This is a genomic window from Pantoea osteomyelitidis (assembly GCF_044342975.1).
Classification (GTDB): domain Bacteria; phylum Pseudomonadota; class Gammaproteobacteria; order Enterobacterales; family Enterobacteriaceae; genus Pantoea; species Pantoea osteomyelitidis.
The window spans coordinates 842722-864851 of sequence record NZ_JBGFSN010000004.1; the positions used below are offsets into that span (position 1 = coordinate 842722).

A 22130-nucleotide genomic window follows, 5' to 3' on the forward strand; every position below is an offset into this window, starting at 1 on the left:
CGGCGGGGTCTATTGCCCGCGTCGATGGTCTGGCCTGCGGGCAATATGCGCCTGATTTCATTTTTAGTCTAAGATCCAGGTCGCGGTATTATTGGTTCTGCACGCCTTGCTGGCGCCGCCAACGTCGACGCAGACCTGTTTCGTCCGGCGCGGACGCGGGCGGTCGCTGCGTACGGTCGCCTCGTAACGGCTGCTCTCCACGCCGGCTTTCAGCGGCACGTAACCAATCATCGGGCCGTCGGTGGTTTCTGAGATGGCCAGCCAGTGATTTTCCACGCTGCCCAGCACCACGAAAGGCTTACCGTTCTCCAGATAGCGTACCAGGCTACCGCTATAGTCTGGCTGAGTCATGACCGAAGCATTATAAAGCGCGCGCCAGGTTTCATTCACCGGCGTGAATTCTTTTGGCGCCGCCACAGCGTGACGGTGTACCAGCTTAACGCCATTTACTTCACTTGTTACTAACGTGTCGTCAGTGACCGGCGGCGGCGGCGCTTTACATCCCGCCAGGGTCAGCACAACAAGCAGCGTTAAAGCGAGACTCTTTTTCACCATGTTCCTCGTGATTTCATCAGCGTAACTGCATGATTAGCGATAAAACCGGCGTCTTTGCGCACAGGGGAAGTCCCGTGTTACGCCAGGTCGCGGTTACAACATTGACTAAAAATCGGTCAAATTACAGAAAGATAGTACTGCTCTCAGTCTACCTAAGACTTTTGAGAATTCAAACTATTGCGCCCTGGCAAAAGCCGTGCTAACAGCCTGAAACCTGCTGCCGTCCGGCTTTCAAGAAATCGCTTACCTGCGCGATAGTTAAAGCGAATTAATTTATCTGAATTCGCCCTTTTCTTAACAGGATGGACGAAAAACGTCTGAGAAACCGTCAACCAGTGAAATGCTTAAATATTATTGAACTTTTTTGCGGGTCGAAGAAAGCGGGCGGCGGAAAAAAGGCGTGGAAAATTCAGAAATATTTTGGAAACCGTTTTTCCGCGTAAGCGGCACGGCTTTTGCTTCATATCCTTTATTTGCTATGGAGCAGGTTATGCCCGGTGCCCTCGACTATTTACAGGCCTGCCATGAAAGCGATGTCGCCAGTCTGCAACGCCTGTTACGTACCGGCGAGCTGATCACCACGGTCAGTGAGCTGATCCATCAGCTACAGCGTGAGCGCGGCGCGTCCAATATTTGGCTCTGCTCGGCAGGGCGACTTTTTGCCGACGAGCTGGCGGCGCGGGCGACAGACGTTGCTGAGAGCCGCCAGCGCTTCCTGCGCGCGCTGCCGCCGGTAGAGGCGCAGCCGGGCTACAGCCGTTTTTATAATCTGATCGCCGCTGCGCTGCAGGCGCTGGAGAATCTGCCGACGCTGCGTCAGCAGGTCGCCACTCAGCAGCTGCGCCATGCCGATGCGATGGCCGCTTTTAGCCAGATTATCCGCACCCTGTTGAATCTGGTGTTTGAAGCGGCGGATACCGCCAGCGAGCCGCAGATTTCGCGCGCGCTGATAGCGCTGTTCAGTTTTATGCAGGGCAAGGAGTTAGCCGGGCAGGAGCGCGCAACCGGCTCTGCGGGTTTCGCTGCGGGTTTATTCACGCCGGAGCAGCGCGCGCGCATGGTAGCGCTGATAGAGGCGCAGGAGCAGAGCTTCGCCACCTTCAGCCAGTTCGCGGAAGGCGCCGCGCTTCAGCGCTGGCAGGGGGTTGCGCAGGCGGTGAGCGAAGTGGAGCGGCTACGGCGTATCGCCTGTACCGGCAGCCACACCGACGAGAACGGCGCGCTGCGCTGGTACACCTTGCTCACCGAGCGGCTCGATCAGATGAAAATCATTGAGGATGCGCTGGCGACAACATTGATGCAGCGCTGCCGCCAGGCGATTGATGAGGCGCAGCGGTCGGCGCAGCGGCAGGCGCCTGAGGCGGATCAAAGCTTTGCGCTCTGGGTAGCGGGCGCAGAGTGGCTGGAAGGCGAGCAGGGCGCGCTCGACAGCGCGGGTCTGGCGCCGCAGTTGGGACGTTCAGTGCTTTCGCTGGTGCGTGAACAGGCGCAGCGCTTACAGATGCAGGCAGATGAGCTGGCGGCAATGCGCGCCACCCTGGATGAGCGGCGCGTGATCGATCAGGCGAAAGCCTGGCTCATGCAGCAGCACGGCTACAGCGAAGAGAACGCCTGGCAGACGCTGCGCAAAAGCGCCATGAATCAGAACCGGCGCATTATCGATATTGCCCAGGCGATCCTCGCGGTGGCCGCTACCCTGAAGGGATAACCCGAACCAGGTAGATGCACAACCATTGTGCGTATTTTGCGTCAGTGAGGTGCGCCGGGGTGGGTTAAAAAACCGGTGCGCGGCGGGAAAGGGCGGTCAGATCGTAAAGTCGCCGTAAATCCATCCCTGGAGGCTCGGCCCCGTCATCCATGACGGGGACGCTTTACTCCTCTGCCCGCCCTTTCCCTTGTTACGACTCCGCTGCGGTTTGTTTAAGAAGAAGTAGAGGTTCTGGCACAGCTCTTGCAATTCTTTCCTCACATTGTGCATTTGTTTCGCCAACGGCGGTGAGACCAGTGCTTTGGATAAAGGCGTCCATCCGCATGCTCAGGCATGTCGGAGGACGCCTTTTTTTATTCTCTTTTTTCAGGACGCCAATGATGAGCAAAACGCGTTTTTCAGGGTCACGTCGTCAGTTTCTGGTTGCCAGCGCCGCGGTCAGCGGAACCTATCTGCTGCCTGGCCTGCGTAACGCGGTCTGGGCTGCCGGTTCCGATGCACCGGAAAAAACCAGCGTGCGCGTCGGCTTTATTCCGCTCACCGACTGCGCGCCGGTGGTGATGGCGGCGGTCAAAGGCTTCGACAAAAAGTACGGCATCAGCATCCAGCCCAGTAAAGAGGCGAGCTGGGCCGCAGTACGCGACAAGCTCACCTCCGGTGAACTGGATGCGGCCCATGCGCTTTACGGCATGATCTACGGGCTGCAACTCGGCGTAGCCGGACCGCAGCACGACATGGCGAACCTGATGACCCTGAACAACAACGGTCAGGCGATTTCGCTCGCCAACCAGCTGAAAGAGATGAAGGTCACCGACGGAGCGAGCCTGAAACAGGCGGTCGCGGCGAAACCCAAAGGCAGCTACACCTTTGCCCATACTTTTCCCACCAGCACCCACGCGATGTGGCTCTACTACTGGCTGGCCAGTGCCGGTATCGATCCCTTTGAGGATGTGCGTACGGTGGTGGTGCCGCCGCCGCAGATGGTGATGAACATGAAGATCGGCAATATGAGCGGCTTCTGCGTCGGCGAACCCTGGAATCAGCGCGCCATCAGCGACAACATCGGCTTCACCGCCGTCACCAGCCAGCAGATCTGGCCCGATCACCCGGAAAAAGTACTTGGCACCCGCGCGCAGTGGGTGCAGGAAAACCCCAACAGCGCCCGTGCGCTCACGGCGGCGGTGCTGGAAGCGGCGCGCTGGATCGACGCCTCTGATGAGAACCGGCGCGAAACCGCCCGCACTATCGCCGCGCGGGCTTACATCAATACCAAAGTTGAAACCATTGAAGGGCGCATGCTCGGCCAGTACGAAAACGGCCTCGGCCAGAAATGGCAGGATGCGCACGCGATGCGCTTTTTCCATGACGGCGCGGTCAGCTTCCCGTACCTCTCCGACGGCATGTGGTTTCTCACCCAGCTGAAACGCTGGGGCATGCTCACCCAGCACCCGGATTACGCGGGCGTGGCGCGCAAAATTAACCGTATCGACATCTACCAGCAGGCGGCGACCGCCGTTGGCAACGTTGCGCTGCCTGCCAGTGAAATGCGCAGCAGCACCCTGATCGACGGCAAGGTTTGGGATGGCACCGATCCCGCCGCTTATGCCGCCAGTTTCGCCATTAAACGTTAAGTGAGGCCGCGATGAAAACTGAAGCTCGCATCACCGAGATAAACACCCACGCGTCCGCCAGCGGCGCAACCATCATTCCGCTACAGGTCACGCCGAGACCCGCCGCGCGTCGGCGTCTGCTGCGTCCGCTGCTGCAACGGGCGATCCCCGGCTGCTGTGGCCTGTTGCTTCTGCTGCTGGTGTGGCAAATCGCCGCCATCTGCAGCAAAGGTTTTCCCACGCCGTATGCCACCTGGCAGGCGGCGCTGACCCTGTTCGCCGATCCCTTTTATAACGAGGGGCCGAACGATCAGGGCATCGGCTGGAACGTCCTCGCTTCGTTACAACGCGTGGCGATCGGCTTCGGGCTGGCGGCGCTGGCAGGGATTCCGGCAGGCTTCCTGATTGGCCGCTTCACCTTCCTGGCGCGCATGTTCAATCCGATTATCGCGCTGCTGCGCCCGGTCAGTCCGCTCGCCTGGCTGCCGATTGGTCTGCTGCTGTTCCAGCGTGCCGAACCGGCATCCAGCTGGACCATCTTCATCTGCTCTATCTGGCCGATGGTGATCAACACCGCCGAAGGGGTGCGGCGTATTCCACAGGACTACCTCAACGTGGCGCGCGTGCTGAACCTCTCCGAGTGGACCGTGATGCGCAAAATCCTGTTTCCGGCGGTGCTTCCCGCCGTACTGACCGGCGTGCGCCTCTCTATCGGTATCGCCTGGCTGGTGATTGTCGCGGCGGAGATGCTGACCGGCGGCCTCGGCATCGGCTTCTGGATTTGGAACGAATGGAACAACCTCAACGTGGAAAACATCCTGATCGCCATTGTGATTATCGGTGTGGTCGGACTGCTGCTGGAGCAGGGCTTGATGCTGCTGGCGCGTCGTTTCAGCTGGGATAAATAAGGGGCATCCGATGAATAACATTATTCGTGTACAGCAGGTCAGTCAGCGTTTCGACACCGCCAGCGGTGAATTCCTCGCGCTGGATAACGTCAGCTTCGACATCCGGGAAGGGGAAACCCTGAGCCTGATCGGCCACTCCGGCTGCGGCAAATCGACCCTGCTTAACCTGATCGCCGGACTCACTGCCCCCAGCAGCGGCGTGCTGCTCTGCGATAACCGCGAAATCAGCGGACCGGGGCCGGAGCGCGCGGTGGTGTTTCAGAACCATTCGCTGCTGCCCTGGCTTACCACCTACCAGAACGTGGAGCTGGCAGTAGATCAGGTATTCAAAGCCAGCATGAGTAAGGCGGAACGCAGCGACTGGATCGAACATAACCTCAACCGCGTGCAGATGAGCCACGCCATGCACAAACGACCCGGCGAGATCTCCGGCGGCATGAAGCAGCGCGTCGGTATCGCCCGCGCGCTGGCGATGAAGCCGCGCGTGCTGCTGCTTGACGAGCCGTTCGGCGCGCTGGATGCGCTGACGCGCGCCCATCTTCAGGACAGCGTGATGCGCATCCAGCAGGAGCTGAACACCACTATCGTGCTGATTACCCATGATGTGGACGAAGCGGTGCTGCTCTCCGATCGCGTGCTGATGATGACCAACGGCCCGGCGGCGCATGTGGGCGAGATTCTGGAGATCGACCTGGCGCGTCCGCGCTCGCGCGTGGCGCTGGCGGACGATAAGCGCTACCACCAGCTGCGCCAGCAGATCCTGCATTTTCTCTACGAAAAACAGACAGCGGCGTAAGGAGCGGGCGATGGCGGAGCAACTGCTGGTGATTGGCAATGGCATGGCGGGCATGCGCATGGTGGAAAGCCTGCTGCAACGCGCGCCCGGACGCTATGCGATCACGGTGATCGGCCGCGAGCCGCAGGTCAATTACAACCGCATCATGTTGTCGCCGGTGCTGAGCGGGGAAAAGCCTTTTGCCGACACCGTCATTCATTCGTTGGCATGGTATGCGCGCCATCAGGTGCGGCTGCTGACAGGAGAGCCGGTGTTGCAGGTCGATCTCTCTCGCAAACGCGTTACGACCGCGCAGCGCAGCCTGCGCTGGGACCGGCTGGTGTTCGCCACCGGTTCGCAGCCTGTGATGCCCTTGATTCCCGGCATCACGCAGCCGCAGGTGCTCGGTTTTCGTACCTTGCAGGATGTGGAGCGGATGCAGGCGGCCAGCGGACCGGTGGTGGTGCTCGGCGGCGGGCTGCTGGGGGTAGAAGCCGCCGCAGCGCTGCGCCAGCGCGGGCGCGACGTCACGTTGCTGCACCGTAACCCGTGGCTGCTGGATCGCCAGCTTGACGCCACTGCTGGCGCGCTGCTGGCGGAGATATTGGCCGGGCGTGGCATTCGCTGTGAAACCAACGTGTCGCTGGCGGCGATTCATCGTGACACTGTCACCTTAACCAGTGGCCGCGAGCTGGCGGCGCAGCAGGTGATTATCGCCATCGGCGTGACGCCGGAAACAGCGCTGGCGCAGGCGGCTGGCCTGCCATGCGCACGCGGTATTCAGGTCGATCGTCAACTGCGCACGCCGCACGCTGGAGTTTATGCGTTGGGAGAATGTTGTGAGATCGGCGGAGAAACCTTCGGCCTGGTTGCGCCCTGCCTGGCGCAGGCTGAGGTGCTGGCGGCGCAGCTGGCGGACAGCCCGCTGGCCGATTTTCACTATCAGGAGCAGGGCACGCGTCTGAAGGTTACCGGCATCGAGCTGTTCAGCGCCGGAGACATTCAGGAACGCGCCTCGCTGCGCAGCTTTGATCCCGTCAGCGGTCACTACCGCCGTTTGTTTATCAATCAAGGCCGCCTGTGCGGCGTGCTGCTCTGGGGCGACAGCCGCCAGGCCGCGCCGCTGCTGGCCAAACTTCAGGATGCCGAAACGGTCAGCAGCAATGCCCTTTTCGGCCAGGATGAAAACCCGACGCAGCCGCAGGCTGCAGGAAGCGATGTAATGAATAAACCTGTTTTGGCAGTTGTGGGTCACGGCATGGTCGGACACCACTTTCTTGAGCAACTGGCGGAACGCGAGCTGCATCTGCGCTATCACATTGTGGTGTACGGCGAGGAGCCGCAGGTGGCTTACGATCGTGTGCACCTCTCCGAATACTTCGCAGGCAAAACGCACGCTGAGCTGTCCCTGGTAAGCGACAATTTTTTCGAGCGCTACGGCATTGAACTGCGCAGCGATTGCGAAGTGGTGGCGATCGATCGCCAGCGCCGCACGCTGCGTGACGCCGCAGGCAACGAGCTGGCCTGGGACAAACTGGTGCTGGCGACCGGCTCCTTCCCCTTTGTGCCGCCGATTCCGGGGCATCAGTCGCCGCGCTGTTTTGTCTACCGCACGCTGGCGGATCTCGACGCTATCTCCGCCTGCGCGCGTCAGGCGACGCGCGGCGTGGTGATTGGCGGCGGTCTGCTGGGGCTGGAAGCGGCGAACGCATTGAAACAGCTGGGACTGGAAACGCATGTGGTTGAGTTTGCCCCGCGCCTGATGGCGGTGCAGCTGGACGAAGGCGGCGCGCAGATGCTGCGGCGCAAAATCGAAGCGCTGGGCGTCAGGGTTCATACCAGCAAGCAGACGCAAAATATCATCACCCACGAAGATGGCAGCGTGCAGCTCAGTTTTGCCGACGGCGAGACGCTGGAGAGCGATCTGGTGCTGTTTTCCGCCGGCATTCGCCCGCGCGACCAGTTGGCGCGCGACGCGGGCCTGACGCTGGGCGAGCGCGGCGGCATCAGCATTAACGATCGCTGCCAGACCAGCGATGAAGCGATTTACGCCATCGGCGAATGCGCGCTGTGGAACAACCAGATTTTCGGCCTGGTGGCGCCGGGCTACCAGATGGCGCGCACGGCGGCGGGCGATCTGGCTGGTGAAACATCCGCGTTCAGCGGCGCCGACATGAGCACCAAACTCAAGCTGCTGGGCGTAGAGGTCGCCTCTTTTGGCGATGCCCATGGCCGCACGGCGGGCAGCCAGAGCTATCACTGGACCCACGGACCGAAAGAGATCTACAAAAAGCTGGTGGTATCAAAAGATGGCAAAACGCTGCTGGGCGGGGTGCTGGTGGGCGACAGCGCCGACTACGCCACGCTGTTGCAGATGATGCTGAACAAAATGGCGCTGCCTGCGGAGCCGGAAAGCCTGATCCTGCCGTCGCTGGCAGGCGCACCGTCTAAAGCGCTGGGCGTGGCGGCGCTGCCGGACGCGGCGCAAATCTGCTCCTGTCACAACGTCTCCAAAGGCGATATCTGCACGGCGGTGAGCAGCGGCTGCGGCGACATGGCGTCATTAAAAAGCTGCACCAAAGCCGCCACCGGCTGCGGCGGCTGCGCGGCGCTGGTGAAACAGGTGATGGAGTATCAACTGGAGAGCCTTGGCGTGGAGGTAAAAAAGGATATCTGCGAACACTTCGCCTTTTCCCGCCAGGAGCTATACCACCTGATCCGCGTTGGTGAGATTAAAACCTTCGATGCGCTGCTGGCGCAGCACGGGCGCGGCCACGGCTGTGAAGTCTGCAAGCCGCTGGCGGCCTCGCTGCTCGCCTCCTGCTGGAACGACTACCTGCTGAAGCCGCCGCATCTGCCGCTGCAGGATACCAACGATCGTTACTTCGCCAACATCCAGAAAGATGGCACCTATTCCGTGGTGCCGCGCGTGGCGGCGGGCGAGATCACGCCGCAGGGGCTGATCGCCATTGGCGAAGTGGCGGCGCGCTTCAATCTCTACACCAAAATCACCGGCGGCCAGCGTATCGATCTTTTCGGCGCGCGTCTCAACCAGCTGCCGGCCATCTGGCAGATGCTGGTGGAAGCCGGATTTGAAACCGGTCACGCCTATGGTAAATCGCTGCGCACGGTGAAATCCTGCGTCGGCTCTACCTGGTGTCGCTACGGCGTACAGGACTCTACCGGCTTCGCCATCGATCTGGAGAATCGCTACAAGGGACTGCGTGCGCCGCACAAAATCAAAATGGCGGTGTCCGGCTGTACGCGTGAATGCGCCGAAGCACAGAGCAAAGATATCGGCGTCATCGCCACCGACAAAGGCTGGAATCTCTATGTCTGCGGCAACGGCGGCATGAAGCCGCGCCATGCGGATCTCTTCGCCAGCGATCTCGACGATGAAACGTTGATCCGCTACGTCGATCGTATTCTGATGTTCTACGTGCGCACTGCGAATCGTTTGCAGCGCACCAGCGTCTGGCTGGACAACATGGAAGGCGGACTCGACTATCTGCGTCAGGTGGTGATCGACGACAGCCTCGGCATCGCCGCGCAGCTGGAGCAGGAGATGCAGCAGGTAGTGGCGAGCTACCAGTGCGAGTGGAAAACCACGCTGCAGGACCCGGCGCGCCTGCAGCTCTTTACGCCGACGATTAACAGTACGCAGCCCGATGAGACGCTGCACTACGAAGCGGTGCGCGGCCAGCGGGTTCCGGCTCAGTCTGCGCGGATTCCGGTAATGGCGCTGCCCGCCGAGCCGTGGAGCCTGATCTGCGACCTCGACGCCATTCCGCTGAACGCCGGGATTGGCGCGCGGCTTGGCAACCAGCGTATTGCGCTGTTCCGCTTTGGCAACGATCTCTACGCGCTGGAAGATATTGAACCAGGCACCACGGCAAGCGTGTTGTCGCGCGGGATTCTCGGCGACGTGCAGGGCGAGCCAGTGGTGATCTCGCCGCTTTACAAACAACGTTTCCGTCTGCGCGACGGCCAGAGCCTGGATAACCCGGCGCTGCAATTACGCTGCTGGCCGGTGAAGCTGGAGCAGGGCGCGATTTGGGTAGCGCAGCAGTGCATTGATGAGATGGCGGTGGCCTCGTGAAAACCACCTGCCCGTACTGCGGCGTGGGGTGTGGCGTCAGCGTCACGCCGCAGGGCGATCAATCTGCGCGGGTAGAGGGCGATGGCGATCATCCGGCTAACTTCGGGCGGCTCTGCGTAAAAGGCGCGGCGCTGGGGGAAACGTTACAACATACAGGGCGGCTGCGCTGGCCGCAGGTCGGGGGGCAGCGCGTCAGCTGGGATGCGGCGCTGGACGCGGCGGCGGAAGGGCTGAAGCGGATTATCGACCAGCATGGCCCGCAGGCGGTGGCGTTTTACGCCTCGGGACAGCTGTTGACTGAAGATTACTACGTCGCCAACAAGCTGATGAAAGGCTTTATCGGCGCGGCCAACATCGATACCAACTCCCGGCTCTGCATGGCCTCGGCGGTGGCGGGCTATAAGCGCGCCTTTGGCGCAGATGCGGTGCCGTGCTGCTATGAAGACTTTGATCACGCCGATCTGGTGGTGCTGGTGGGTTCCAATGCCGCCTGGGCGCACCCGGTAGCTTATCGTCGGCTGGAGCAGGCGAAACAGCGGCGGCCGGAGATGAAGATCGTGGTGATCGATCCGCGCCGTACTGCGACCTGCGACATTGCCGATCTCCATCTGGCGCTGCGTCCCGGCAGCGACAGCGCGCTCTTTACCGGCCTGGTTAATTTTCTTGCCCACCATCAGGGTATTGATGAAACCATGCGGCCGTACATGGAGGGGCTGGAGGAAACGCTCAGCGCCAGCCGCCCGTGGGATAAGGAAGCGGTTGCCGCCTGGTGCCAGCTTGAGCCGGATAACGTTACAACATTCTGGCAATGGTTTCTCAATCAGCCGCGCGTGCTGACGCTGTGGTGCATGGGCATTAACCAGTCCGCCAGCGGCACTGACAGCAACAATGCCATTATCAACGCCCATCTGCTGAGCGGGAAAATCGGCGCTCCCGGCTGCGGGCCGTTCTCTCTGACCGGCCAGCCAAACGCTATGGGCGGACGTGAAGTAGGCGGCCTGGCGAACCAGCTGGCGGCGCACATGGGCTTCAGCGAGGCGGAATGCGATCGCCTGCAACGCTTCTGGGGCAGCGATCGTGTGGCGCGTCAGCCGGGTCTGACCGCTGTCGCGCTGTTTGAGGCGATCGCGCGTGGCGAGGTGAAAGCGGTCTGGATCATGGGCACCAACCCGGCGGTCTCTATGCCGCAGGGCAACCGGGTCGCGCAGGCGCTGGCGAACTGTGAGCTGGTGATCGTCTCGGAAGTCACAGAACAGAGCGACACCGCTGCCTTTGCCGATATTCTGCTGCCGGCGCAGGGCTGGGGCGAGAAAAACGGCACGGTGACCAACTCCGAGCGGCGCATCTCCCGCCAGCGCGCCTTTGTCGCGCCCGCCGGGGAGGCACGTCCCGACTGGTGGATGTTGGCGCAGGTGGCGCAGAGGCTGGGCTACGGCGACGCTTTCGCCTGGCGCCATCCGGCGGCGATCTTTCGCGAACACGCCGCGCTCTCCGGCTTTGAAAACAACGGGCAGCGTGCCTTTGATATCAGCGCGCTCGCCAGCCTGAGCGATACGCAGTGGGAAGATTTACAGCCGGTGCAGTGGCCGGTGAACGCCAGTGCGCCGCAGGGCACGGCGCGACTGTTTGCCGATCGGCATTTTTTCTATCCCGACGGCAAGGCGCGCCTGTTGCCGCTCGATCCCCGACTGCCGCAGGTGGCGCTGAGCCGCCACTATCCGCTGCTGATGAACACTGGCCGTATCCGCGATCAGTGGCACACCATGACGCGCACCGGTTCAGTGCCGCGCCTGATGCAGCACATTGACGAACCTTTTATCGCGCTGCACCCGCAGGAGGCGCAGCGTTACGGCCTGCGCAGCGGCGATCTGGCGCGCGTGCAGTCGGCGCACGGCTGGCTGGTAGGGCGCGTGACCCTGGATAGCGGTCAGCCGACCGGCTCGCTGTTTGTGCCGATGCACTGGAATCGCCAGTTCAGCGCGCAGGGCCATGTCGATGCGCTGGTGGCGGCGCGCTGCTGTCCGATCTCCGGTCAGCCGGAGCTGAAGCAGACCGCGGTACGGCTACAGGCGCTGCATCCCGCCTGGCAGGGCTGGCTCTGGCAGCCTGCACGCATAACGCCGCAGCAGGTGAGCTACTGGGCGCGCGCGCCGCAGGCGGGCGTGCAGCGCTATACGCTGGCGGGAAAGGGTTCGCCGCAGGCCTGGCTGGAAGCGCAGTTTGCGCTGGCGGGGATGCAGTTGCAGTACGCCGACGCGGGTGCCGCGGGCTACCGGCTGCTCGCCTGGCGCGACGGCGCGTTGCAGCTGGCGTTTTATGCCGCGCCGACCCTGCCGGTTATCGATCGGGCCTGGGTGGCGCAGGCGTTCAGCACGCCGCCGCAGAGCGCGGAAGAGAGACACGCGCTACTGGCGGGGCAGCCCGCGCAGGGCGTTCCACAGGGCCGCATCGTTTGTAGCTGCTACGGCGTGGGCGAGCAGGCGATTTTACAGGCGGTGGCTGAAGGCTGCCGTACCCCCGCCGCGCTGGGAGCGGCGCTGAAGTGCGGCACCAACTGTGGTTCCTGTCTGCCCGAACTCAGGCAGATCATTGTTACTCAGCAGGTCGAGATGGCCGGAGAAGAATCATGACGATAGCGATCGAATCCCTGGATAAATTACTTGCCCCGATGCGCGGCGATTGCGCGGCGGGCAGCGTCTCACTGGTGGGTGCCGGGCCGGGCGACGTAGAGCTGTTGACGCTGAAAGCGCTGCGTCTGCTGCGCAGCGCCGATGTGGTGGTCTACGATCGGCTGGTCAGCGCGGAGGTGATGGCGGAAGTGCCGCCGCAGACGCTGGCGATCGACGTCGGCAAACGGCCCGGCTGCCACGGCATGAAGCAGGCGCAGATCAACCAGTTACTGGTGGATCTGGCGCGCAGCGGGCGTCAGGTGGTGCGTCTCAAGGGCGGCGATCCCTTTATTTTTGGCCGTGGCGGCGAAGAGATGCAGTGGCTGCAACAGGCGGGCATTCCTTGTCAGGTAGTGCCGGGCATCACCGCGGCGGTGGGCTGTGCGGCGGCCACCGGCATTCCCCTGACTCATCGTGATTGCGCGCAGTCGGTGCGTTTTATTACCGGCCACAGTAAAACCGGCGAGCCGGATTTATCGGATGCCTCGCTGGGCGCGACGCAGCAAACCCTGGTGTTCTATATGGGACTGAGCGGCTGCGTGGCGATTGCTGACCAGCTGCGGGCGCACGGACGCGCTGGCGATACGCCGGTCGCCATCGTTGAGAACGGCACGCGCGTCACGCAGCGGGTTATTACCACCACGCTGAGTGAACTGGCAAACACGGTAGCGCGCGAGCAGCCGCAGTCGCCCGCGCTGCTGATGGTGGGCGAGGTGGTGCGGCTGTATCGGCCAGAGAGTCTTAGCGCAGCGGCGTTGGCCTCCGCAGGCTGACCATCAGATCGCTCTGCGCTGCGCCACTGCCAGCGGGGCTACCAGCACCTGCACGCCAAGCGCTTCGAAAGCGGCGATCTGCGCGTTGCTGATGCCGCTGTCGGTAATCAGATAGTGGATATGGCTCCAGTCGCAGGGCAGGGCAAACATCGATACCTTGTCAATTTTGCTGGAGTCGGCCACCACATAGACCGTGTTCGCCGATTTGATCATCGCCATTTTCACTTTGATATCGGTTTCGCTCGGATAGCTCAGGCCCAGGCGCGGCGAAATACAGGCGGTGGCGAGAAACAGCTTTTCCGCCAGCACGTTCTCAAAAAAGCTGGCGGCCTTTTCGCCCGACGTCGAGAGGGTGGGAAACTTAAAGGTGCCACCAGTCAGCAGAATGTTGATGCCGGGTTCGCCGCCGAGCTTCAGGGCGATATTCACCGCCGTGGTGATCACCGACAGCCGCCGGATATGATCCAGCGAATCGGTGATCGCCGTGGTAGTAGTGCCGGAATCGAAAATCACCGTGTCGCCATTTTCGATATATTGCGCCGCCAGTCGGCCTATCGCGTCCTTCTCATCAAGATGCGTCTGGCGCTCCAGCAGCAGCGCGCCGGTATTCTGTTTGCCGGTCATCAGCGTTGCGCCGCCATGATAGCGCTGGACAAACCCCTGTTTTTGCAGGATACGCAGATCGGTGCGAATGGTCGCTTCCGTCAGGCCGAAGGCTTCGGTCAGCGCCTTTACCGTCACCGTGCCATCCTCACGGATCATCTCCAGAATCTTCTCCCGGCGTAGCTGCATATCAGCCAGCTGTTCGGTTTTGCTTTTCAATCGAAATGCTCCCTATTTTCAATCGTGGTTCGTTACTGGCGAAAGAGGGTCTGTGGCTGAGTTTACCCCGCCGATCAGGGGATTGCGAGATGGCGCGCGCAAACTTTAATTTTCAAACGAAAATGATTGTGCTGTAGCTGTTTGAAAGCATTAGGGTTGACCTTCCGATTCCTTCTCTTAACTCATCCGCTTCGTCAGATGATTCACGTTTTTTCAGGTACATAGCGAAAAAATTTCTTTTTTGTACGAAATTTGATCTCACCCACATACGCTTGCGATTCGATAGCATATATTTTTGTTCGAAAACCAATGCAAGATAAAGCGCACCGCGTTGCTCTGTTTGCGTGTCGCTAACGGATTTGATGAGGAGAAAGGGTGGATGAGTAACGACTATGACGTAAACCTGCGCTACGGCGTGGACACCAGTCTTGACCTGAGCGGCAAAGTCGCCGTTGTCACTGGCGGACTCGGCGGCATCGCAATGGCCAGTAATGAGATGCTGCTGGAGAAAGGCGCAAGCCTGGCGTTGCTCTATCCGCCGTTTGAGGCGGAGAAAGTGGAAAGCGTGCGTGACCAGTTTGACGCCGCCCGCGTGCAGTTTGTCTGCTGCGACGTCACCGATCCCGCGTCAGTAGAGCAGGCGTTCAGCGAGGTGGAACAGCATTATGGCCATATCGATATTCTGGTGAACTGCGCCGGATACGTGATGCTGCAACCGGTGCTGGAAACCGACTTTGCCGAGTGGCAGAAACAAATCGCGGTTAACCTCACCGGTCCTTTTCTCTGCGCCCAGGCGGCGGGAAAACGCATGGTGCAGGCGGGCAACGGCGGCAAAATCATCAATATCGCCTCGCAGGCCGCCTCTATCGCTATCGACAATCACGTCGCCTACACCTCCGCCAAAGCGGGCCTGCTCGGCATGACCAAAGTGATGGCGAAAGAGTTCGCGCCGCACCGTATTAACGTCAACACCCTGTCGCCCACCGTGGTGCTGACGCCGATGGGCGAAAAAGCCTGGCGCGGCGAGAAAGGAGAACAGATGAAAACCCTGATCCCGCTGGGACGCTTCGCCTACACCGATGAAATTGCCGCGGCGGTGCTGTTTTTCGCCAGCAACGGCAGCGACATGATCACTGGCGCCGATTTAATGATCGATGGGGGCTTCACCATCTGGTAAGCAAAAAAACCGTCACCCTGCCATAACGATAATTGAGAGAACATCACCATGAAAATCCGCTTCCTGATGTTAAGTATTGCCGCCGCCACGCTCTTTTCGCAGGCCAGCCTCGCGGCGGAAAAAGGCACCATTATGATTATGGTGAACTCGCTGGATAACCCTTATTACGCCTCTGAAGCCAAAGGCGCGAATCTGAAAGCGCAGGCGCTGGGTTACAAAACCAGCGTGCTGTCGCACGGCGAGGATGTAAAAAAGCAGAGCGAGCTGATTGATGCCGCCATCGGCAAAAAAGTACAGGGCATCATTCTGGATAACGCCGACTCTACCGCCAGCGTCGCGGCGATTAAAAAGGCCAAAGACGCCGGTATTCCGGTGGTGTTGATCAACCGTGAAATCCCGGTGGACGACGTGGCGCTGGAGCAGATTACTCATAACAACTTCCAGGCTGGCTCCGACGTGGCGAACGTCTTTGTCGAGAAGATGGGCGAAGCGGGTAAATATGCTGAGCTGACCTGTAACCTCGCGGACAACAACTGCGTTACCCGCTCCAAATCCTTCCATCAGGTGCTGGACCAGTACACCGACATGCAAAGCGTGGCGCGCCAGGATGCCAAAGGCACCCTGATCGACGGCAAACGCATCATGGACAGCATCCTACAGGCGCATCCGGATGTGAAAGGGGTAATCTGCGGCAACGGCCCGGTGGCGCTGGGGGCGATTGCCGCGCTGAAGGCAGCCAACCGCAATGACGTAATCGTGGTAGGCATCGACGGCAGCAACGACGAGCGCGACGCGGTAACAGCGGGTTCGCTCAAGGCCACCGTGATGTTGCAGGCGCAGGCGATCGCCGCGCAGGGCGTGACCGATCTCGATAACTATATCCAGAAAAACGTCAAGCCGGAGAAACAGCGCACCATGTTCCGCGGCATCCTGATCACGCCGGAGAATGCAAAGAACGTGCAGGACTTTAACTACAAGTCGTAAACCGCAGTCGCGCCCGCCCGGCGGGCGCAGAGGAGAAGGTGATGTCGAGACGACTCGGGCTGGCGCTGACGGTATTGATCCTCAGCGGCTGCCGTATTGTGTCGCAGCAGGAGCTGGCGGCGCTGAAAAATCCCCCCAATCCCAACATGTCCAACATTGCGCAGACCTGGCAGCAGAAGCTGGTGCCACAGGTGGCGCAGGAGGCGAAGCCGTTGGCAGAGATCATGAAGGATCTGCAGTCGGCAAAAGATTTTGATGACGCCTGCAAGCGCTACGGCTACCGCAGCCAGAGCGAAAATCCCTGTGTTTTCCCGGTGCGCGTCACCGGCGAAGTCACGGCGGTTAACAGCAAATCGCGCAGCGGCAAGATGACGGTAAAAGAGGCGAGCGGCGAAGCGGTCACGGTGCAAACCGGCCCGATTATTCGCGGCACCGCGCTGCGCGACGCCTATAAAGGGGCCAGCTATCAGGACTTCAACGATCAGGTGCTGTTTGGCGACTATGGCCGCGCCATTAACCAGCAGGCTTCCGAGATGATGAAGACCTTTGCGCCGAAAGTGGGCGACAAGGTGGATATTGCCGGGGTCTTCAGCAGCTGGGACATTCCGCAGCGCGCGCCCGATATCACCCCGGCGCAGATTAGCCGCCAACCCTGAGGAGCGAAGCATGGCTGAGCAACAACAAATGGTCGCGCCGGATGCGCTCCCGGAAGTGATTATCGAAACGCGCAACCTGTCGCGCGTCTATCCGGGAGTGACCGCCCTGGATGATGTGAACTACCGCGTTTACCGCAACAAGGTCAACGTTCTGATTGGCGAAAACGGCGCCGGCAAATCCACCATGATGAAGATGCTGGCCGGGGTGGAAACGCCCTCTTCAGGCGAGATCCTGCTGGATGGCGAGCCGGTGACGCTGGGCTCGACCCATCAGGCGGAGAAGCAGGGCATCAGCATTATTTTTCAGGAGCTGAACCTGTTTCCCAATATGAACGTAATGGACAACATCTTTATCGCCAATGAGTTTTTCCAGCGCGGGGTGATCAACGAAAAGTACCAGTACCAGCTGGCGAAATCGCTGCTGGAACGGCTGGAGCTGCATGTGGATCCCCTTGCGCCGCTGGGGGAGTTGGGCATCGGCCATCAGCAGCTGGTGGAGATTGCGCGCGCGCTGTCAAAAGATACGCGCGTGCTGATTATGGATGAGCCCACCAGCGCCCTCAGCCAGTCGGAGGTCAGGGTGCTGTTTAACGTCATCGCCCAGCTGAAGCGGCGCGGCGTGACCATTATCTATATCTCGCACCGGCTGGAAGAGCTGATGGAGATTGGCGACCACATCACCATCTTTCGCGATGGCCGCTTTATCAGCGAGCGCGAGGTGCGCGACGCCAGCGTGCCCTGGATCATCGAACAGATGGTCGGCGACAAGAAAAAGCATTTCGATTACAGCCCGGCTGCTCAGGGCGAGGTGGTGTTGCAGGTGGAAGGGCTGACGGCGCTGCATCAGAACGGCGGCTACCGGCTGAACGATGTGAGCTTTGCGCTGCGCAAAGGCGAAGTGATCGGCATCTACGGGCTGCTGGGGGCCGGACGCACCGAGCTTTTTAAGGGGTTAATCGGCCTGATGTCTTGCCAGCAGGGCAGCGTCACGCTGAACGGCGAGCGCCTCGACAAGCGCAATTTCCAGCAGCGACTGAAGCGGGGCATCTCTCTGGTGCCGGAGGATCGCCAGGCGGAAGGGGTGGTGCAGCTGATGTCGATCACCGCCAACATGACCCTGACCGATCTCAGCCTGCGCGGGTTCCGCCGCGCCCTGCGCCTGCTGCGTCCCAAGAAGGAGCAACAGCGGGTAGATGAAATGATTAACCACCTGGCGATCAAGGTCAGCGACAGCGATCTGCCGATCACCTCGCTGAGCGGCGGCAACCAGCAGAAAGTGGTGCTGGGCAAGGCGCTGATGACCGGACCGCAGGTGGTGCTGCTGGATGAGCCGACGCGCGGCATCGATGTCGGGGCAAAAACCGACGTCTACCACCTGATCGGCAGTCTGGCGCAGCAGGGGCTGGCGGTGATGTTCTCCTCGTCTGAGCTGGATGAGGTGATGGCGCTGGCGGATCGCATTCTGGTGATGGCAGACGGACGCATCACCGCAGACCTGACACGCAGCGACGCCACGCGGGAAAAACTGATTGTCGCCTCGACGCCTCACGATTGAGGATGGCCGGAGAGAAAAAATGAACCAGAAATATTTGTTCTATATGTATCTGCTCAAGGCGCGCACCTTTATCGCCCTGCTGATTGTGGTGGGGTTTTTCAGTGTGATGGTGCCGAATTTTCTTACCACCTCTAACCTGCTGATCATGACCCAGCATGTGGCGATTACCGGCCTGCTGGCAATCGGCATGACGCTGGTGATCCTCACCGGCGGCATCGATTTGTCGGTGGGGGCGGTGGCGGGTATCTGCGGCATGGTGGCGGGGGCGTTGCTGACCAACGGGCTACCGCTGTGGGGCGGCAATACCATTTTCTTTAACGTGCCGGAAGTTATCCTGCTGGTGGCGTTATTCGGCATCATCATCGGTTTTCTCAACGGCGTGGTGATCACCCGGCTCGGCGTGGCACCCTTTATCTGTACCCTCGGCATGATGTACGTGGCACGCGGCGCAGCGCTGCTGTTTAACGACGGCAGCACCTACGCCAACCTTGTCGGTATGCCGGCGCTGGGCAATACCGGTTTTGCGCTGCTGGGTTCCGGCACGTTGCTTGGCGTTTATCTGCCTATCTGGCTGATGCTGGCCTTCCTGCTGCTCGGCCTCTACCTGACGCGTAAAACCCCGCTGGGGCGCTATATCTACGCCACCGGCGGCAACGAGTCCGCCGCGCGTCTCGCCGGGGTGCCGATTATCAAGGTAAAAATCTTTGTCTACGCCTTCTCCGGGCTGTGTGCGGGGCTGGTGGGGCTGGTGGTCGCCTCGCAGTTGCAGACCGCCCATCCCATGACCGGCAATATGTTTGAAATGGACGCCATCGGCGCCACGGTGCTCGGCGGCACCGCGCTGGCGGGCGGTCGTGGGCGCGTCTCCGGCTCGATTATCGGCGCATTCGTTATTGTGTTCCTTGCCGACGGCATGGTGATGATGGGCGTCAGCGACTTCTGGCAAATGGTGATCAAAGGGTTGGTGATCGTCACCGCCGTGGTGATCGACCAGTTCCAGCAACGTTTACAAAGCAAAGTGGTGCTGCTGCGTCGTCATGATAAAAAGCAGCAGTCGACGCCGCTTTCTGAAATCAGACATGGCTAACCGGAGGAAAGATGACGCGCGATTTTAGTGGAAAAACGGTGGTAATTACCGGCGCCTGCCGGGGTATCGGCGCAGGCATTGCAGAGCGCTTCGCCCGTGACGGCGCCAGCCTGGTGATGGTTTCCAACGCCGACCGGGTGTTCCAGACGGCGGAGACATTACAGCAGCAGTACGGCAGCGACATCCTGCCGTTACAGGTGGACGTGACCGATGAGGCGCAGGTTCAGCAGCTTTACCAGCAGGCGGCAGAGCGTTTCGGACGCATTGACGTCTCTATCCAGAACGCCGGGGTAATCACCATCGATCGTTTTGACAGCATGCCGAAGCAGGATTTCGAGAAAATACTCGCGGTAAATACCACCGGCGTCTGGCTTTGCTGCCGTGAGGCGGCAAAGTATATGGTGAAACAGAACGCGGGCAGTTTGATCAACACCTCGTCCGGGCAGGGGCGGCAGGGCTTTATCTATACGCCACACTATGCCGCCAGCAAAATGGGGGTGATCGGCATTACCCAGAGCCTGGCGCTGGAGCTGGCGCCCTGGCACATTACCGTTAACGCCTTCTGCCCCGGCATTATCGAGAGCGAGATGTGGGATTATAACGATCGCGTCTGGGGGGAGATTCTCAGCACAGAGAGCAAAACCTATGGCAAAGGGGAGCTGATGGCGGAGTGGGTGGAGGGAATCCCGCTGAAGCGCGCCGGTCAGCCTGCCGATGTCGCCGGGCTGGTGGCGTTTCTCGCCTCGGAGGATGCCCGCTATATCACCGGACAGACCATCAACGTGGACGGCGGACTGATATTTTCCTGACCCGCTCACCCGTGCGACTCTTCCTGGTTTTGAGACGCCTGCGGGCGTCTTTTTTATGCGAAAAATGCAGTTAACTCCGTTATTTCAACGGGTTATTAAGAGAAGGCCAGAGCAGGACGTGCCGCTGAGAACCTGAGGCGGTTCCTGCTAAGCGGCAGAAGTATGTTAAGGTTAGCGTTGACTATTTTGTGAGACGTCCTTTTTTGGTCATAAAAGAGTTAACTGACGCTGCCTATGCCATCAACACTGACACGCCATGCTTTGCGACGCTTGCCACTCGCCACCGCGGCGCTGTGGCTGATCCTTCCTGCCGCCCGGGCGTTTTCGCCTGAAGGCGCGGTGCCTGACGCCCCGTTTGACGATCCCGCCCGTTTTCTGCAGATGACCGCCAATTTGCCTGCGTTGGGCTATCAGGAGCAGAGCGAATCCCTGAGCAAACAGCTGGCGACCATCGCTAAAAGCATCGGCGAGGCGAGCCAGAATAACGACAGCGATACCTCTTTTGGTCAGCAGGCGGGGATCTGGGCGTTCAAGCATTTTCGTGACGAAGTGGCGCAACGTGTGGAGAACGAAGGGCAGTCGCTGCTCTCGCCCTATGGCACGGCGCAGCTGGATCTCAGTGTCGATATCAACGGCAACTTCAACGGCAGCGGCGGCGAGCTGCTGACGCCCTGGTCGGACAATTACCGCTATCTCACCTTCAGCCAGCTGGGATTGCATCAGTCGGATAGCGGTCTGCTGGGCACGGCGGGCTTAGGCCAGCGCTGGGTCGCAGGACACTGGCTGCTTGGCTATAACGCCTTTGTGGATCGCCTGCTGGATGACGGTTCGCAGCGCGCCTCGCTGGGCACCGAGGCCTGGGGCGATTTTCTGCGCTTCTCCGCCAACTATTACACCCCGCTGTCGGGCTGGGATAGCGCAGGCGACCAGACGCAGCAGCGCATGGCGCGCGGTTACGACCTCACCACGCAGGGCTATCTGCCGTTTTATCGTCAGCTGGGCGTGTCGGTAAGCTGGGAGCAGTATCTCGGCGATAACATCGATCTGTTTGACAGCGGCAGCGGCTATCACAATCCTTCAGCGCTGTCGCTGGGCGTCTCTTATACGCCGGTGCCGCTGGTGACGCTTTCCGCAACGCATAAAGCGGGCAGCGGCGGCGAGACGCAGGATCAGCTCGGACTGAAGCTCAACTACCGCTTCGGCGTGGCGCTGAGCCAACAGCTCTCCGCTGATAATGTGGCTGCCGCCCGCTCGCTGCGCGGCAGCCGTTACGATAGCGTGACGCGCAGCACTGCGCCGGTGCTGGAGTTTCGCCAGCGCAAAAATCTGTCGGTATTTCTCGCCACGCCGCCATGGCAGCTGAACGCGGGCGAAAGCCTGCCGCTGAAGCTGCAAATTCGCGCGGCAAATCCCATCAGCCAGGTAAGCTGGCAGGGCGATACCCAGGCGTTGAGCCTGACGCCGTCGGCAGACAATAACGATCCCCAGGGCTGGAGCATCATTATGCCGCAGTGGGACAGCACGCCGGGGGCTAGCAATGAATATCATCTGTCGGTCACGCTGGAAGATAACAAGCAACAACGCGTCACCTCTAACTGGATCACCTTGAAGCTTCAACCGCCAGTAGAATTGCCAACGCCGGATGGAAATAACTTCGACCTGATGGCACCGTCACCCGCCACGCTCTGAAACAGGGCATAACGGCAGTTTCGCATCAAAAACATTGCACCAGCACGAGGCGCGTTGCGCCATTCTGGTGCTTCCGCTGCGCCTTATTGGCAAGAAATCCCATCAACGATCACAAAAGCAATATTTCATTTTGTGAATGCATAATTCCGCTGTTTTATCTTCGGCGAAGGCGGCGCTGCCTGAGCGTTATTCACTTTTTATGCATTAAATATGAATAGCGACAGGTTTTAAGTTATTGATATTTGGTGGCACAG

The 22130-nt window shown here is 60.5% G+C and carries 16 protein-coding genes; 14 read left to right on the forward strand and 2 right to left on the reverse strand.

Annotated features, from left to right (window positions below):
* Nucleotides 1-63 precede the first annotated feature (63 nt).
* Nucleotides 64-555, reverse strand: a complete 492-nt coding sequence (locus tag ABU178_RS09095; RefSeq protein WP_397214022.1) for an SH3 domain-containing protein — start codon at nt 553-555, stop codon at nt 64-66.
* A 490-nt stretch (nt 556-1045) separates the two neighbouring features.
* Here ABU178_RS09095 and ABU178_RS09100 point away from each other — a divergent pair, with 490 nt between their 5' ends.
* From ABU178_RS09100 to cobA, 7 genes are all read left to right on the forward strand, one after another.
* Nucleotides 1046-2263 carry a nitrate- and nitrite sensing domain-containing protein gene (locus tag ABU178_RS09100; RefSeq protein ID WP_397214024.1) on the forward strand — a complete coding sequence of 406 codons (1218 nt, stop codon included), beginning with the start codon at nt 1046-1048 and terminating at the stop codon, nt 2261-2263.
* Nucleotides 2264-2643: 380 nt separating this feature from the next.
* Nucleotides 2644-3894 (forward strand): CmpA/NrtA family ABC transporter substrate-binding protein, encoded by a 1251-nt coding sequence (locus ABU178_RS09105; protein WP_397215757.1) that lies wholly within the window; start codon nt 2644-2646, stop codon nt 3892-3894.
* 11 nt (nt 3895-3905) lie between these two features.
* Nucleotides 3906-4781, forward strand: coding sequence for a nitrate ABC transporter permease (gene ntrB / locus ABU178_RS09110; RefSeq protein ID WP_397214026.1), 876 nt, complete (start codon nt 3906-3908; stop codon nt 4779-4781).
* A 10-nt stretch (nt 4782-4791) separates the two neighbouring features.
* Nucleotides 4792-5577: an ABC transporter ATP-binding protein gene (locus tag ABU178_RS09115; protein ID WP_397214028.1), complete on the forward strand. Its 786-nt coding sequence runs from the start codon at nt 4792-4794 to the stop codon at nt 5575-5577.
* Between the two features lie 10 nt (nt 5578-5587).
* Nucleotides 5588-9655, forward strand: coding sequence for a nitrite reductase large subunit NirB (gene nirB, locus ABU178_RS09120; protein WP_397214030.1), 4068 nt, complete (start codon nt 5588-5590; stop codon nt 9653-9655).
* Entirely contained in the window at nt 9652-12285 is a 2634-nt protein-coding gene (locus tag ABU178_RS09125; RefSeq protein WP_397214032.1) for a nitrate reductase, read from the forward strand. The genes nirB and ABU178_RS09125 overlap by 4 nt, the downstream gene beginning before the upstream one ends.
* A complete protein-coding gene (gene cobA / locus ABU178_RS09130; protein ID WP_397214034.1) occupies nt 12282-13097 on the forward strand; it encodes a uroporphyrinogen-III C-methyltransferase in 816 nt (271 codons plus the stop codon). Before ABU178_RS09125 ends, cobA begins: the two co-directional genes overlap by 4 nt.
* A gap of 3 nt (nt 13098-13100) precedes the next feature.
* On the opposite strand, the gene ABU178_RS09135 is transcribed toward cobA, so the two are convergent.
* The gene (locus tag ABU178_RS09135; protein WP_397214036.1) at nt 13101-13919 is read right to left on the reverse strand and encodes a DeoR/GlpR family DNA-binding transcription regulator; all 819 of its coding nucleotides are present in this window, start codon (nt 13917-13919) and stop codon (nt 13101-13103) included.
* 379 nt (nt 13920-14298) lie between these two features.
* Between ABU178_RS09135 and ABU178_RS09140 the strand changes: the two genes are divergently transcribed.
* The 7 genes from ABU178_RS09140 (at nt 14299) to ABU178_RS09170 (ending at nt 21876) form a co-directional block, all read left to right on the forward strand.
* Nucleotides 14299-15096 carry a GolD/DthD family dehydrogenase gene (locus tag ABU178_RS09140; RefSeq protein ID WP_397214038.1) on the forward strand — a complete coding sequence of 266 codons (798 nt, stop codon included), beginning with the start codon at nt 14299-14301 and terminating at the stop codon, nt 15094-15096.
* Nucleotides 15097-15144: 48 nt separating this feature from the next.
* The gene (locus ABU178_RS09145; RefSeq protein ID WP_397214040.1) at nt 15145-16080 is read left to right on the forward strand and encodes a D-ribose ABC transporter substrate-binding protein; all 936 of its coding nucleotides are present in this window, start codon (nt 15145-15147) and stop codon (nt 16078-16080) included.
* A gap of 41 nt (nt 16081-16121) precedes the next feature.
* Complete coding sequence (locus tag ABU178_RS09150; RefSeq protein WP_397214042.1) at nt 16122-16736, forward strand: DUF2291 family protein; 615 nt, start codon at nt 16122-16124, stop codon at nt 16734-16736.
* A gap of 10 nt (nt 16737-16746) precedes the next feature.
* Complete coding sequence (locus ABU178_RS09155) at nt 16747-18291, forward strand: sugar ABC transporter ATP-binding protein (protein WP_397214044.1); 1545 nt, start codon at nt 16747-16749, stop codon at nt 18289-18291.
* A 19-nt stretch (nt 18292-18310) separates the two neighbouring features.
* Entirely contained in the window at nt 18311-19378 is a 1068-nt protein-coding gene (locus ABU178_RS09160) for an ABC transporter permease (RefSeq protein ID WP_397214046.1), read from the forward strand.
* Between the two features lie 11 nt (nt 19379-19389).
* Entirely contained in the window at nt 19390-20187 is a 798-nt protein-coding gene (locus ABU178_RS09165) for an SDR family oxidoreductase (RefSeq protein WP_397214048.1), read from the forward strand.
* Nucleotides 20188-20421: 234 nt separating this feature from the next.
* Nucleotides 20422-21876: a YchO/YchP family invasin gene (locus ABU178_RS09170; RefSeq protein WP_397214050.1), complete on the forward strand. Its 1455-nt coding sequence runs from the start codon at nt 20422-20424 to the stop codon at nt 21874-21876.
* The last annotated feature ends 254 nt before the right edge of the window (nt 21877-22130 follow it).